At 42.2% G+C, this 15,724-nt stretch carries 11 protein-coding genes; 10 read left to right on the top strand and 1 reads right to left on the bottom strand.

The features are described from left to right. The first annotated feature begins 67 nt into the window (after positions 1 to 67). From BLS32_RS03325 to BLS32_RS03290, 8 genes are all read left to right on the top strand, one after another. The gene (locus tag BLS32_RS03325; protein ID WP_091391859.1) at positions 68 to 1,057 is read left to right on the top strand and encodes a DUF2157 domain-containing protein; all 990 of its coding nucleotides are present in this window, start codon (positions 68 to 70) and stop codon (positions 1,055 to 1,057) included. Between the two features lie 25 nt (positions 1,058 to 1,082). Next, positions 1,083 to 2,207: a hypothetical protein gene (locus tag BLS32_RS03320; protein WP_091391858.1), complete on the top strand. Its 1,125-nt coding sequence runs from the start codon at positions 1,083 to 1,085 to the stop codon at positions 2,205 to 2,207. Positions 2,208 to 2,300: 93 nt separating this feature from the next. After that, positions 2,301 to 3,515, top strand: a complete 1,215-nt coding sequence (locus BLS32_RS03315; RefSeq protein WP_091391857.1) for an aminotransferase class V-fold PLP-dependent enzyme — start codon at positions 2,301 to 2,303, stop codon at positions 3,513 to 3,515. Between the two features lie 9 nt (positions 3,516 to 3,524). Beyond that, positions 3,525 to 3,956: a hypothetical protein gene (locus tag BLS32_RS03310; protein ID WP_091391856.1), complete on the top strand. Its 432-nt coding sequence runs from the start codon at positions 3,525 to 3,527 to the stop codon at positions 3,954 to 3,956. Between the two features lie 2 nt (positions 3,957 to 3,958). Beyond that, a complete protein-coding gene (locus BLS32_RS03305) occupies positions 3,959 to 4,381 on the top strand; it encodes a SufE family protein (RefSeq protein WP_091391855.1) in 423 nt (140 codons plus the stop codon). A gap of 7 nt (positions 4,382 to 4,388) precedes the next feature. Then, positions 4,389 to 4,712 (top strand): SUF system Fe-S cluster assembly protein, encoded by a 324-nt coding sequence (locus BLS32_RS03300; RefSeq protein WP_091391854.1) that lies wholly within the window; start codon positions 4,389 to 4,391, stop codon positions 4,710 to 4,712. Positions 4,713 to 4,716: 4 nt separating this feature from the next. Continuing rightward, entirely contained in the window at positions 4,717 to 5,229 is a 513-nt protein-coding gene (locus BLS32_RS03295; RefSeq protein ID WP_091391853.1) for a DUF2480 family protein, read from the top strand. A 74-nt stretch (positions 5,230 to 5,303) separates the two neighbouring features. Then, the gene (locus BLS32_RS03290; protein WP_091391852.1) at positions 5,304 to 6,206 is read left to right on the top strand and encodes a DUF3078 domain-containing protein; all 903 of its coding nucleotides are present in this window, start codon (positions 5,304 to 5,306) and stop codon (positions 6,204 to 6,206) included. Positions 6,207 to 6,348: 142 nt separating this feature from the next. Here BLS32_RS03290 and hflX read toward each other — a convergent pair whose 3' ends face one another. After that, entirely contained in the window at positions 6,349 to 7,584 is a 1,236-nt protein-coding gene (hflX, locus tag BLS32_RS03285; protein WP_091391851.1) for a GTPase HflX, read from the bottom strand. Positions 7,585 to 7,766: 182 nt separating this feature from the next. Here hflX and BLS32_RS03280 point away from each other — a divergent pair, with 182 nt between their 5' ends. Further along, on the top strand, positions 7,767 to 14,720 hold the full coding sequence (locus BLS32_RS03280; protein WP_091391850.1) for a T9SS type B sorting domain-containing protein: 6,954 nt from the start codon (positions 7,767 to 7,769) through the stop codon (positions 14,718 to 14,720). A 65-nt stretch (positions 14,721 to 14,785) separates the two neighbouring features. Beyond that, positions 14,786 to 15,721: a PorP/SprF family type IX secretion system membrane protein gene (locus BLS32_RS03275; protein ID WP_091391849.1), complete on the top strand. Its 936-nt coding sequence runs from the start codon at positions 14,786 to 14,788 to the stop codon at positions 15,719 to 15,721. The last annotated feature ends 3 nt before the right edge of the window (positions 15,722 to 15,724 follow it).

The following is a 15,724-nucleotide window of genomic DNA, read 5'->3' as shown; positions in this document are numbered from 1 at the left end:
CAAATTGCAGTTTCCAAAAATCAGCTTGGCGTAAAAGAATGTATATTTGGATTCACACTATATGATTATGGAAAAATCCAAAGTACAGATTGCGCAGCAGCTTTTAGACGAAAACCTGATTTCTGAAAAGGAATTTGTCGATGTGAAAGCGTATGAGTCGTTGAAAATTTTCTCGCTGCACAACGAATTGCTGTTCCTGCTTTATTTGGCGGTTTTGTTGTTTACGACCGGTGCCGGAATTTTAATTTATGACAACATTGACACGATCGGGCATACCGTAATTATGGCATTGTTGCTTATCGCGACTGGCGTTTCGTTTTATTTTTCCTTTAAAAATTCGACTGGATTTTCGAGAAATGAAACCGATTTTGAAAATCCGGTATTCAATTACCTCGTTTTAGCTGCAACGTTGTTAAGCGGCATTTTCATTGGCTATTTCGAATTTCAATACCAGGTTTTGGGTTCGGCATTTGTGGCTTTGCTGACGGCTTTTGTTGGTTTTGCAAGCGCTTATTATTTCGATAACCGCAGCGCTTTGTCTATCGGAATTACCGGATTGTCGGCAGCCATTGGGATTTCCGCGACGCCGCAAGCATTGATGCATGGCGAATTTTATGACAATCCGGCGTTGTTTTATTACGGGATCGCTTTGGGGATTTTGCTGCTTTTATGGACGGAATATTCAGAGAAAACAGATTTCAAGAAACATTTTTCAATGGTGTTCCTTACTTTTGCGTTGCACCTGATCTGCATTTGCTGCCTGACCGGAATGGCTGATTACTACTGGCCACTTTATGCCTTATTCCTTTCTGCTTCGGTGGTTTACTTTTATTGGAAAAGCCATAAAATACAAGCGGTTTCGATTTTTATATTTGTGCTGCTTTACGGCTATATCGGACTTAACATTGTTTTATTTAAAATGCTTCAGGCTGCCGACAGCTCTGCATTTTTCGAGTTTCTACTGATCTTTTCGCCTATTTATTTTATCGGTTCGATCTTTTTGTTCATCCGATCCATCAAACAATTCAACCGCAAAAAATATAAAAGCCTACCATAAGAAATTACTCGAAAACACTTTTTTGGTGGAAGAAGCAAAAAGCCTCAGGAACGGGAAATTCATTTCATCAGATCAGTATTTTAAAATCAAAAACAAATACGAGCAACTCAAAACCCAGCCGAATATATTAATGCGCGCTGGATTCTTTTTGCTTGGGATGTTGCTGTATTCTTCAATTGCTGGAGCAATCGCGCTTTTCACGTCGCCGCTTTGGGACAGGGGCGATTTTGATTTCACGATTATCCTTTATTTCTATGCCATTATCGGGCTTGTGGGAAGCGAAATTTTAGCAAAAAACAAGTTCTATAATTACGGACTCGACGATGTTTTTGTACTCGGTTTTCAGGCGATGCTTTTTACCGCAATCGGCTTTTCTACTGAAAACAAGCTTTTTGTTTTGATTGTGATGGGAATTGTGGGCACTTTGAGCTGCCTGCGTTATGTCAATACTTTATCGGCATTGATCGCATTAGTAGGTATTTCGGGAACTGTGGCCATTTTAATTATTGATTACAGGATAATTCCAACCGCGTTTCTGCCTTTTGTAATGCTGTTGGTCGCCGGATTTATATACTGGATTTTTACGATTTTGAAGCGAAACCCCGAAACTTATTTTTACCAATATGCAATGCAATTGCTGCAGGTTTTCAGCATGGTTTTAGGATATGCAGCTGTAAATTATCTCGTCGTTCGCGAATTATCGGCAGAACTGATGGGAATTGAAGTTAAACCAGGCGAAGACATTCCGTTTGCGTTTCTTTTTTATGCCTTGACCTTTTTGATTCCTGTTGGATATATTGCGTTTGCACTGAAGAAAAAAAGCCGCGAATTCTTAATTGTCGGATTACTCGCTTTTGCATTTTCAATTTTTACGATCCGGTATTATTACAGTTTGATGCCGATTGAAACGGCATTGATTTTTGGTGGAATGGTGCTTTCGGGAATTGCATGCTTCGGAATATTCAAACTCAGGCACAAAGAAAGTGGCCTGACTTTCAAACCCGACCGCAATACAGATAAAAATTCATTGATGTATGCGCAGGCGATCATTATCAATTCACAACTGAATCTGCACCATACGCAAACCGATGATCCGATGGCGTTTGGAGGCGGCGGATTTAGCGGTGGCGGCGCAGGCGAATCGTTTTAAACAAAGTGGATTTTCATTCGAAACAAATAACATAATATTCGGAATTAAACCTTCAGGTTTTTGTATTTTTGCGTACAAATTTTCCACACAAAAATGTTAGACATTACCAAGATAAGAGCCGATTTCCCGATACTTTCCCAAAAAGTAAACGGCAAGCCGCTGGTGTATTTTGACAACGGCGCCACTTCACAAAAACCACAGATCGTCATTGATGCGATTTCGAAATATTACCAGGAAATTAACGCAAACATTCACCGCGGCGTACATACTTTGAGCCAGCTCGCGACCGATGCTTATGAAGCATCCAGAAAAAAAATCCAAAACCACATCAATGCCGAATTTTCCCATGAAGTGCTGTTTACTTCTGGAACGACGCACGGTATCAATTTGGTCGCAAGCGGATTTGCATCGATTTTAAAACCAGGCGATGAGGTGGTTGTTTCAGCATTAGAACACCACAGCAATATTGTGCCGTGGCAAATGCTTTGCGAAAAAACTGGCGCCATTTTGAAAGTCATTCCGATGAATGAAAAGGGCGAACTGATCATGGATGCATACGACAAATTGCTGTCGGATCAAACAAAGATCGTCACCGTAAACCACATTTCTAACGCGCTCGGCACGATCAATCCGATCAAATACATGATTGAAAAAGCGCATGCGGTTGGCGCGGCAATTCTGATTGATGGCGCTCAGGCAGTGCCGCATTTAAAACCAGATGTTCAGGATCTGGATTGTGATTTTTATGTGTTTTCAGGACATAAGATCTGCGGGCCAACAGGAACCGGGATTCTATACGGAAAAGAAAGCTGGCTCAACAAATTGCCACCATATCAGGGCGGCGGTGAAATGATCAAGGAAGTGACATTCGAAAAAACGACTTATGCCGATTTGCCGCATAAATTTGAAGCCGGAACGCCAAATATCGCTGGCGGAATTGTGCTCGGAACGGCAATCGATTACCTGAATTCGATTGGTTTTGACAACATCCAGCAACAGGAAAAAGAACTGCTCCAATACGCAACTGAAAAACTCCTTGAAATTGAAGGATTGAAGATTTTTGGCACATCGGAACAAAAAACTTCCGTAATTTCGTTCAACATCGAAGGCATTCATCCGTATGACATCGGGATGATCGTAGATAAAATGGGAATTGCCGTGAGAACCGGCCATCATTGTGCCCAGCCGATCATGGCGCATTTCTGCATTCCCGGAACGGTGCGCGCCTCTTTTGCCTTTTACAATACTAAAGAAGAAATTGATTTGATGGTTGAAGCCGTCAAAAAAGCAAAAACCATGTTATCTTAAAATACATTTATGAAAATTATATCGATACTTTTTTTGACGATTTTTTTGGGCAAAAGCTGTGACAATGAGCAGAAGCAGGACATCAAATCGGCTGTCGTAGAATATTCTGCGAACACACGCGGATTTTACCAGAAAATCATCATCCAAAACCAAACGATTTTTGTTTCTAAAGACCGTAATTCTGATGCGGTTGCCGTGACTGAAAAAATTTCAGATGCCGACTGGAAAGCACTGATCACTGAATTTCAGGAAATCGATCTGGACGGCTTGCCAAATTTAAAAGCACCGAGCGAAAGGCGTTTTTACGACGGCGCGGCAATCGGGAACCTGAAAGTGACTTATAAAGATAAAACCTACCAAACCGATGGTTTTGATCACGGAACGCCACCAATTGAAATTGCGCGTTTTGTAACCAAAATCACGGCATTGGCAAAAGAATAATAATGAAGATACAAGAAATACAGGCCGAAATTGTTGATGAATTTTCAATGTTTGATGATTGGGATGAGCGCTTTCAATATGTGATCGATCTCGGGAAATCGCTTCCGCTGATTGATGAAAAATACAAAACCGAAGAAAACACCATCAAAGGCTGCCAGTCAAAAGTTTGGCTTCACGCCGAAGAAAACGGAGATAAAATTGTTTTTACTGCCGATAGTGATGCGATTATTACCAAAGGGATTATCGCCATCTTGATCCGGGCATTTTCAAACCAGAAAGCTTCGGATATTTTAGAAGCAGAGATGCAGTTCATTGATGAAATCGGACTTAAAGAACATTTGTCGCCCACACGCGCAAACGGCTTGGTTTCGATGATCAAGCAAATTAAAATGTATGCCTTTGCATTCAACTCAAAACACAATTAAAGGAATTATGGAGCAAGAAATAGATACTACAGCACTTGGAGAGCAAATCGTAAAAAAATTAAAAACCATTTACGATCCCGAAATCCCGGTTGACATATACGAACTCGGTTTAATCTATGACGTCATGGTTAATACCGACCAGGAAGTGAAAATCCTGATGACGCTGACTTCGCCAAACTGCCCGGTTGCAGAAAGCCTTCCAAAAGAAGTAGAAGAAAAAATCACGGCTATTGAAAATGTCAAATCAACCGAAGTCGAAATTACTTTTGATCCCCCATGGAGCAAAGACTTAATGAGCGAAGAAGCCAAGCTCGAACTCGGAATGCTATAAATCCATGGAAGAAGAAATCATTAATAGAGTAGCTTCCAGTATACTGGAAGTATTTGATTTAGAAGATTATTACACCAAAGAAGAGCGATTCCAAATCGATATGTCGCAATGGCTCACTGAAGGTTTTTTATTGCGGGAAAAAGATTTCCGGGAGCATTTAAAAAACCACGACTGGGTGCAATATCAGGATGCATTTGTCGCGGTAAACTGCAGCACAGATGCGATTGTTCCTGCCTGGGCATCCATATTGGTTACGATCTATGCAGTGCCATTCGCCAAAAAAATCGTCAATGGATCATTAGAAGACCTTGAAACCGCGATTTACCAGGACCTGCTTCCCAAAATTGATTATTCGATTTATATGGATAAGCCAGTCATTATCAAAGGCTGTTCGAAAAAGCCTGTGCCAATGAGTGCTTATGTATTGGCAGCGCAATATTTACAGCCATTTGCGAAAAGCATTATGTATGGGGAAGCCTGCTCGGCAGTTCCTTTGTTTAAAAAAGCCAAGCCTTAAATTTGTTGGGCTTTCGTTATGTTATTTTTTTTGAATGCTTACTTTTACAGCATAAACTCTAACTCAGATCCAATATGAGAAAAATTACCACTTTATTATTGTTTGCTTTTGGCGCCACATCGGCCATGGCACAGGATACATCCGCTGATGCGGCTGCAGTAACACCAGATTCACTAAAAGTGTGGACTTCAAAAGGGAATTTTAATTTATTGCTGAACCAATCAAGCTTTAGCAATTGGGTTGCCGGTGGCGAAAATAATATTTCGGGAACGGTTGGGATCAATTATGACCTGAATTATAAAAAAGACGACTGGACCTGGGACAATAAACTTATTGCTTCCTATGGATTGGTAAAAACAAACGATGCCAACGAGAAAAAAACCGATGACCGTTTAGAATTCAACTCACTCGTGGGAAAAAAAGCCATAGGTTACTGGTCGTATTCGTTTTTCCTGAATTTTAAAACCCAGTTTACCGATGGTTATAAATACAGCATGGTTGATGGCGTTGAGGAAAGAAGTGATGCCGTTTCACGATTCCTTTCTCCGGGTTACCTGACTTTTGGGCCGGGTATGCAGTGGAAAAAGACTGAAAACCTTAAATTTAATTTGGCTCCGGCAACTTCAAAACTGACTTTTGTTGACAATTCGTTTACTTCTATTCCGGATTATGTCGATGAATCCTATTTTGGCGTTGGCACGAATAAAAGCCTGCGTTACGAGCTTGGTTTCTATGCTGCAGGATATTACAAGCTTAACATTATGACCAATGTATCATTTGAAAATATCCTGAGCCTGTATTCGAATTACCTTGAGGACACACAAAATGTAGATATGGATTACCAGTTGAATGTCGTGATGAAAATCAACAAATACCTGTCGACAAACCTTTCATTCCAGGCGATTTATGATGACAACGCTTTCCGCGGATTTCAAACCAGGGAAGTTTTCGGGCTTGGCGTGAATTTCGGATTTTAACACGAAGCACCTAAGCTGCAAGAGCTGGATTTTCAATAGTGGCAGAGTGGTACAGTGTCAAAGTTTACCAAATAATCCATAAAAAAAAGCGCCCATTCATTTTGGACGCTTTTTTTATAAAACATATTTTTATTTTACTTAGCTACTCATCATTGTCTTCTTTTTCCACCGCATCTTTATAATCCGGATATAAAAACTTGTTATACGGAAAGCGCGTAATGTGAATTTCCCTGACGGCTTCATAAACCCGTTCGCGGAACGCTTCAAAATTTTCTTTGTTGACAGCCGAAATGAACAACGCATTTTCTGCCCCAACGTTAGACATCCAGGTGTCTTTCCATTCGTCAAGTGTATAATGGCGGTGTGTTTTTTCAGTAATTAAATCATCTTCATCGATGGTCAGGTGTTTGTAGGCATCGATTTTGTTGAACACCATGATCGTTGGCTTGTCGTTGCTTTTAATATCGAGCAAAGTCTGGTTTACCGATTCAATGTGGTCTTCAAAATCCGGATGTGAAATATCAACTACATGCAGTAACAAATCGGCTTCACGCACTTCGTCGAGCGTACTTTTAAACGAATCGACGAGTTGTGTAGGCAATTTCCGGATGAATCCCACAGTATCCGACAATAAAAACGGCAAATTCTTGATCACGACTTTCCGAACGGTTGTGTCTAAAGTCGCAAACAATTTATTTTCTACAAAAACATCGCTTTTGCTGATGACATTCATCAGGGTCGACTTTCCAACATTGGTATAACCAACTAAAGCCACGCGAACCATAGCGCCACGATTGCCCCGCTGCACCGACATTTGCTTGTCGATCACTTTAATTTTATCTTTTAACAAGGCAATTCGGTCGCGCACGATACGGCGGTCGGTTTCAATTTCGGTCTCTCCCGGTCCACGCATCCCGATTCCACCTTTTTGTCGTTCAAGGTGTGTCCACATTCCAGAAAGCCTTGGCAGCAAATACTGGCACTGGGCAAGTTCTACCTGCGTTCGCGCATAAGAAGTTTCAGCACGTTGTGCAAAAATATCGAGGATGAGGTTGGTGCGGTCTAATACTTTACAATCTAAGATTTTAGTAATATTTTTTTGTTGGGAAGGCGACAGTTCGTCGTCAAAAATCACGGTCGAAATGCTGTGTTCTTTAACATAGAGATTGATTTCCTCCATTTTTCCGGTTCCGAGGAATGTTTTTGGGTTTGGGCGTTCCATTTTCTGGAAAAAACGCTTCACGACTTCGCCGCCGGCTGTAAAAGTCAGGAATTCGAGTTCGTCAAGGTATTCTGTCAATTTTTCTTCGTCCTGTTTTTGGGTTACAATTCCGACGATGACCGTTTTTTCAAACTGGATTTTTTCTTTTTCGAGCATAAATAAAATTTCTGATGCAAAGCTAATGATTTCAGGATGATGCGTGGACAAGATTTTCCAATTATCACGAATTCTTTGCAGAAAATAGTTAAAAAACAAAATTATCCTAAAGCATTCATAATTTTTGTTAAATTTGGAACTCAAAAATTACAAAACTATATTAAACAACTAAATTTTCATTTATGAAAAAAATTATTTTTATTGTTTTAATGTCTCTCATGGGCTTTATAGGCTTTTCCCAGGATCAGCTTAACGAGCAATTTGAAGGGACATCTACTCCCGATGCTTCCGGAAACTGGGCGCTGAGTTCAGGGACGTGGAAAGTATTCGATAACGGAGTTGGCCTTGGATCTTCATGGGGGCCGATAAGCGCGTCGAATTTTACGTATGAAGGAACCGGAAGATCAGCCGATGTCACCAGAGAAGGCCTAGAAGCCGTTGGTGATGTATCCGAAGACTGGCTCGTTACCCCGCGCAAGACGATGCGGGCTGGAGAGCAGCTGCGGTTTTACACAAGGCAGGGTTTATTAAATGATAACGGAACGCTTTATCAGATCAGGGTTTCTACGAACTCAGATCCTACAGTAAGAAGCAGTTACGTAACGATAAAAACATATACGGAATCTGAACTGAACGAGGCTCCGTTTGCATACAATGAATACAATGAGAAATCTGTATTGCTTGGTCGTACAGGCCAGCAGGTATATGTTGCTTTTGTGAAAGTTTTTACGCAAACAGATACCCAACTTGGGGACAGATGGCTTATTGACAATGTAAGAATGGTGCCACAATGTATAGCTCCAACCATTCCGGACCAACCATTCCCAATCAATTCAAGAGATGCTACATTACTATGGAGCCATCCATCGGGTATTCAGGGAACATACCAGATTGCCTTTGGCTTAATTGGATTTACAATTGACCTGAACAATCTGATAAATGTACCTATTGGACAAATATCTTATTTCAAGGATAATTTGTTGCCAGGAACACGCTACGAATATTATGTAAGGGCAGTTTGTCCCGGAGGAATTACAAGTGATTGGAGTACGCCGTATTTTTTTGATACCCTTAAGATTGGAGCCCAGTGTGCCGACCCGATCGTAGCGACCTCGCCATTGCCATATTCTCATTTAAGCAACACCTTAGAATATGGAAACAATATTGACAGGAGCGCTACTTCTGGAGGAACATGCGGAATAACGGGTACAGGGAATTATCTCGAAAGCCTGGATGCAGCATACAGCTATACCGCAGATTTTGACGGACAAGTTTCAATTTCACTAAACCCTTTTGGCAATGCCAACACAGGTGTTTTTGTATATTCAAGTTGTGCAACCATTGGAAATGCCTGTTTGACAGGTATGGGGAATACCACAAGCAACATCAGAAACCTGACGCTTAACGTGGTACACGATACCACTTATTATATTGTTGTTTCTTCAACAAGCAATACCTTTAATTTCCCGTATTTATTGACAATTCAGAAAATAACCTGTGAGGCACCAACAGCAGCAACTGTTCCAGTGGTAGTAACAGGAACACAAACTGCATTGTTGTCATGGAATATGCCTGCAACAAGTACTTCTACGCAGTGGGAAGTTTCAGTACAACCAGAAGGGTCGAATATCCCCGGAGCTAGCCTAATACCAGGTGAAATCAGATACAATGCCCCAATAAGAACAAATTTCGAAGCAACAGGCTTACCGTCAGGAACTGCTTTACAATATTGGGTAAGGGCAGATTGCGGAAACGGAACTTACAGCATATGGACCGGGCCATTCTCCTTTACAACTTCAATCTGCGATAATAAATGTGATTATACTTTTACCCTTGGGGACTCTACAGGAGCCAACGGATGGCAAGGTGGTCGCATGGAAGTAAGACAAGCAGGTGTTGTAGTCGCATTGCTAGGGCCAGGTTTTACGACGGCTTCAAGTCCTGTTACCGTAGGATTATGTCCAGGGATTCCTTTTGAATTAGTCTGGACAGTTGCAGGAACTACATCTACACAGATGAGAATTTCCGTTAAAAATAACTTTGGGCAGACATTGTATAATATGTCAACAAATAGCGCTCCGTTGTTTGGAACAACTTTATTTTCACAAATGGTCGACTGTAGTTCAAGGGTATGTTTACCTCCAACAACGCCATGGTCTGTTAATACCAGAACGACAACAGGAGCAACTGTGAGTTATACTACATCAGGAGTGCCATCGGTTTCCTGGGAATTATATGTTAACACTGTCGGATCTGCGCCACCAACGCTTGCAACTCCGGCGATGTACACCTCAACAACAACAAGTTATGTAGTAAATGATCCAACGAATATACTTCCTGACACCAGTTACAATTTTTATGTAAGGACAGTATGTTCTGAAAACAGTCCAAGTGTTTGGGTTCTTGTAGGAACAATTGCCACATTGCCAACATGCGTAAAGCCGGCAACGCTTACAGTTACTACTGCTTCAATCACTTCGGGTAGTGTAAGTTTTACATTTACAACTACAGGCTCGACAGCTACTTCTTGGCAGGCGATTGCCATTCCGGTAGGGCAGCCTGCGCCAACGGCTTCAACAACCGGATGGGTGCCTATAGCGGCTAGTCCTGGTACCATAACAACCAGCTATACAGGTGCTCCATTGCAACGCGAGACGGCTTATAATTTATACATCAGAGGAAATTGCGGCGATGCAGGTGGATTGAGTACCTGGTTTGGACCAAGGCTGTTCACGACATTGCCAACATGTTACAAGCCTACGGTTTTAACGGCAACTGCAATCACTATAGACTCTGCACAATTGGGATGGACAAGCGGCATTTCAACTTCAGAAAGCTGGCAGATTCTTGTACTTCCTGCAGGTGCAGAACCACCTACAGCAGCTTCAACAGGATGGGTGACTTCACCAACAAACTCTTTCAATCTTCAGGGATTACAGGCTTCAACCTGCTACGATTATTATGTACGCGCCAATTGTGGCGATGCAAATGGCGTAAGTGCATGGTCGGCAGTAAAAAACTTCTGTACTTTAGTATGTAACACAGAAGACAGGTGTAATTATACATTTACAGTACAAGATGCAGATGGTGACGGATGGAATGGTGCCATCATGCAGGTAAGACAAAATGATATTGTTATTGCAACACTTACCGGGCCAACTACTGCGCAGGATACAAACCCTGTTCCGGTCACTGTTTCATTGTGTAAGAATACGCCATTCGATTTGTATTGGATTACAGCAGGTAACTTTGCAAATGAAGTCATCATTACTTCTATAACAAATCCATTCGGGCAGATATTATTTAGCATGCCAGAGGACAATTCTGACAGAGCATCCACCGTTTTATATGCTGGTGTAACGGATTGCGAAAACCCATTATGTTTGTCTCCGGCATTTCCTACTTTAGGCGCAAATCCTGGAATTTATAACGCAACCTTACTTTGGGGAGCACCAGTTGGTGTTGAAGCACTCTCTTATGAAGTGTATAATGTGTTGGCAGGTTCAGCACCACCAACCCCGGATCAAACGGAAAATGTTTTGACTGCAACAGGTTTATCACTTACGCTTCCAAACCCATCTTTACAGCCAAGTACCAATTATCAGTTTTATGTAAGGGTTATTTGTTCCGTGAACTCACCAAGTACATGGGTTGGACCATTCACTTACAGGACATTGCCAACTTGTCCAAAACCGGAGCCTGTTTTAGTAGAGCAGACTATCGGAACGGAGTCAAATGGCGCTCACGTTTCATGGCCAATATTGAATTCCTCGACTTGGGAAGTTCGTTATACAGATGCCGGACTTCCGATGCCAACAACAGGAGAAATTGTTTTTACAAACTCTTGGAATACGCCTACGACGATCCTGCCAGGTTTCTATGATTTCTATGTAAGAAGCCTTTGTTCAGATACCGATATCGGAGATTGGGCTGGCCCGGTAACAATTTTTATCGGCGTACTGCCTCCACGTTGTTTGGAAGTAGGTATTGACAACGGTGATGTTCACGTTACCACCGGAGACAATCCAAATGGTTCACTTGACCTTTGTGCAGGTGAAAGCGATGTGAATTTAGAAGCAGTATTCCCTGCATCAAACCTAACCACATCATACTCAGTAAGCAGCATCAGATATGCACCGCCATACCCTTTCGTGGGAGGACAGGAATTCCTGATCAATGGAGATGACAGATGGGCACCGGTATATACTTTACCGTTTAACTTCTGTTTCTACGGAGACGTTTATACAAAAGCACAGGTAGGTTCTAATGGTGTCGTTTCATTTAATGCAACATACACGCCAAACAATCCTAACGTGTTAAATAGTGGAGAGGAATGCCCATGGCAGATCAATGATTTAAACATCCCGGCATCAGCTTTCCCGGCAAAACTTAAAAATGCGGTTTTCGGACCATTTCAGGATACCGACTTAAGCGAAGATCTTCGCGAAGTCGCACCGGAAATGAGCATCAATTACCAAACGCTAGGAGAGGCACCATGTAGGGCATTCGTTGTAAATTACTATAAGCTTCCACAGTTTCAGTGTGATGAAGAGGTTGGCCTTCAAACAAGCCAGATCGTGTTTTATGAAAACTCAAACATCATCGACGTATACATTGAAGACAGAACCCGTTGTACCAGCTGGCAGGACGGAGACGGTATCATCGGACTTCTGAATAAAACCGGTTTGCAGGCAACAGTTGCTCCGGGCAGGAATTCAAACGATCCATGGGATGCCCATCACGAAGCCTGGAGATTTACTCCGGCAGGTGCTTCAAACGTAACGTTTGCATGGTATCAGGATGGTTCAACAACACCTTACAGTACCTCTCCGAATATTGATGTACATGTAACGGAAAACACCACATTTACAGGTACAGCAACTTACAAAAGATGTGGCTTGCCAGATTTGACAACATCATCTACTGTAGAATTAAAAGTAGGTTCTTTAGATGTACTTCCTTTCCAGGATGTTCAGTCTTGCGACGATACGTATCAATTGCCGGTATTGACTATTGGAAACTATTTTTCTGATACCAATGGACAAAACCCAATCACGAATACTTTATTGACTGAAACTCAAAGGGTATATGTTTATGCAGAATCTGCTGCAGGGGTAACTCCTTTTTGCAAGGATGAAGAAAGCTTTATGGTAACGCTTGGCGGACTTGTTGCGCCAATTGTTACAGATGTAGAAGCTTGCGGAAGTTATATTTTACCAGCTTTGGCAATACCTTTTGATTATTATACTGAACCAAATGGGCTCGGAACGAAATATCTGGGTGATGCGCTTACAGAAATTACGGCAAGCCAGTTGCCAATGTATATTTATGCTTCAACCGGAGACTGTTCAGGGCAAAGCAGCTTTAACATTACAATACATCCAAAATTAGAACCAGGTTTTGTATTCCCGATTTATTGTGAAGGTGCTGTGATCCCGGCTTTTGAGACGACTTCGCCAACATTGTTAACAGGAATCTGGAGTCCGGCTACAGTTACCACAACAGGGGTTTATACATTTACACTTGACCCAACGGGGCAGTGCGCCACGCAACCGTCTTATGACTATACGATCACTGTTGATGGATTCCATCCGCCAACACCTGGAGATGTAGTGGCTTGTGGAAGTTACGTTTTACCGGCACTTCCCGCACCATTTAATTATTACGCCGAAGCCAACGGTCTTGGCCAAATGTACCCTGGTGCTGCGCTTACAGAAATTACCGAAAGCCATACGCCTTTGTATATTTATGCAAGCAACGCAAGTTGTTCCGGAGAGAGCAGTTTTAACATTGCAGTGACACCAATCAAAGACCCTAATTTTACATTCAATACGTATTATTGCTTAGGATCGGCATTTCCTGCATTGGAGCTTATTTCCCAAAACGGGGTTGCTGGTACTTGGAGTCCTGATACCATCACCACAAGCGGTGTGTACAGGTTTACACTTGACCCTGGACAATGTGCGTCACAACCGTTCTTTGATTACACGATCACAGTTGATGGTTTTATTGCGCCAACTGCAACAGACGTTATTGCCTGTGGAAGTTATATATTGCCAGCGCTTCCTGCGCCATTCAATTACTATACTCAAGCAAATGGACTTGGAACGATGTATCCTGGTACTGCACTTACACAAATCACTGCAAGCCAATTGCCAATTTACATCCGTGCAGCGACTGCGAATTGTTCGGCAGAAAGCAGTTACAACATCACCATTCAGCCAATTGCTGCGCCAGACTTCACATTCAGGGATTATTGTGAAGGCGAAACATTGCCAGCGCTTAACGGCACTTCTCCAAACGGGGTAACCGGATCATGGAACCCGGCTCAAATCACGACCACAGGAGTATACAGGTTTACACCTGTAGGATCTTGTTCGTCACAGCCGTTCTATGATTATGCGATCAACGTGTTCCCAATAGAAACACCGGTATTTAATTCTCCGATATTCTTGTGTACGGGAGCTACTGCACCAGCGTTGTCAAACACTTCGCTAAACAGTATTGTTGGAACTTGGGCACCAAGTGTAATCAGCAACACGCAAAGCGGAGCGTATATTTTCACTCCGACGCCAGCTGTTGCACATTGCTACGCTCCGTTCACATTAAATGTTACGGTAAGCGACAATCCACAATTCACATTATTCGGGGATTGTAACGCAAACAATGTGTATGAAATTACAGCGACTCTTGCAGGCGGCATCGCAGCAACAGACGTAACATTTGCATGGACAGATCCAACAGGTGGCCCGGCTGGAAATACTCAGTCGATTTTCCCAACCATGAGCGGAATTTATACGCTTAAGGTGACGGTAACGTCTTCAGGTTGTTCTTCTCAGGAACCATGGAATGTTGACAGCATCGGTTGCCAGATACAAAAAGGTATTTCTCCTAGAGGTGTTGGTCCTGGTGATGGTAAAAATGACTCTTTCGACCTTTCAGGTATGAATGTTTCAGAACTTGAGATTTTCAACAGATACGGAACAAAAGTGTACAGCCTTAAAAATTATACGAACCAATGGTACGGACAATCTAAAAAAGGAGACGAATTGCCAGACGGAACGTACTACTATGTCATCAAACGTGACACAGCTGCTACAGAAACAGGATGGATCTATATTAATCGCGAAAAATAAAAGTAAAAAAGCTGCAACCGGCTGCTGTTTAAGAGCAGCCGGGATTGCAACAAAAACATACACACATGAAGAAAATTTATTTCACAGCATTAATAGTGTTCATGACATTAATCGATGCAAATGCACAACAGGATCCGCATTATACGCAGTACATGTATAACATGAGCGTCGTGAATCCCGCTTATGCTGGCTCCAAAGAATCGCTTTCGGGCGGAGTCCTTTACAGAAAACAATGGGTTGATATTGAAGATGCACCTTCAACAGGTACGTTCTTCCTGCACAGCCCGGTTGGCAAGAATGTCGGACTCGGAATCTCATTTATTGATGACAGGATCGGGCCGGTACAAGAAGACAACGTATATGCAGATTTCTCTTACACATTGAACCTTGGAGGCGAGCACAAACTGGCTTTCGGTTTAAAAGGAGGCGCTACTTTCCATAAAGTAGGATTGTTCAGCGACATCGGAAATGGAAATGTTCCGGATGCAGACGATCCCGCATTTTCTGAAAACGTCAGCAGAACGTATATGAACATTGGTTCGGGTGTATTTTACTATACCAAAAAGTACTATGTTGCGTTCTCTGTACCAAATATGTTGAAATCCAAACACCTTGATCTGGACAGAAGCGGTGATAAACTTAAATTCGGATCAGAATCATTGCATTATTTCCTTACTGGAGGTTATGTATTTGATTTGTCTCCAAACACCAAATTAAAACCGTCGGCCATGGTGAAATCAGCTTTTAATGCACCGGTTTCTGTGGATGGATCTTTAAACGTCATGTTCTTCGACAAATTAGAACTTGGTGCGACTTACAGATTGGATGACAGTTTTGGCGGCATGGTCAATTTTGCCATCACGCCCAACTTGAGAATTGGTTATGCTTACGACCACATCATTTCAGATCTTAAAGTGACAACTCCGGCTTCTCACGAGGTCATGCTGTTGTTCGATTTGAACTTCCCGAAAAAAGTATCACAATCACCAAGGTATTTCTAACAT

This window comes from Flavobacterium noncentrifugens, assembly GCF_900100375.1.
Lineage (GTDB): Bacteria > Bacteroidota > Bacteroidia > Flavobacteriales > Flavobacteriaceae > Flavobacterium > Flavobacterium noncentrifugens.
The sequence above is the reverse complement of the archived record's forward strand: the minus strand, read 5'-3'. Positions and strand labels throughout refer to the sequence as shown.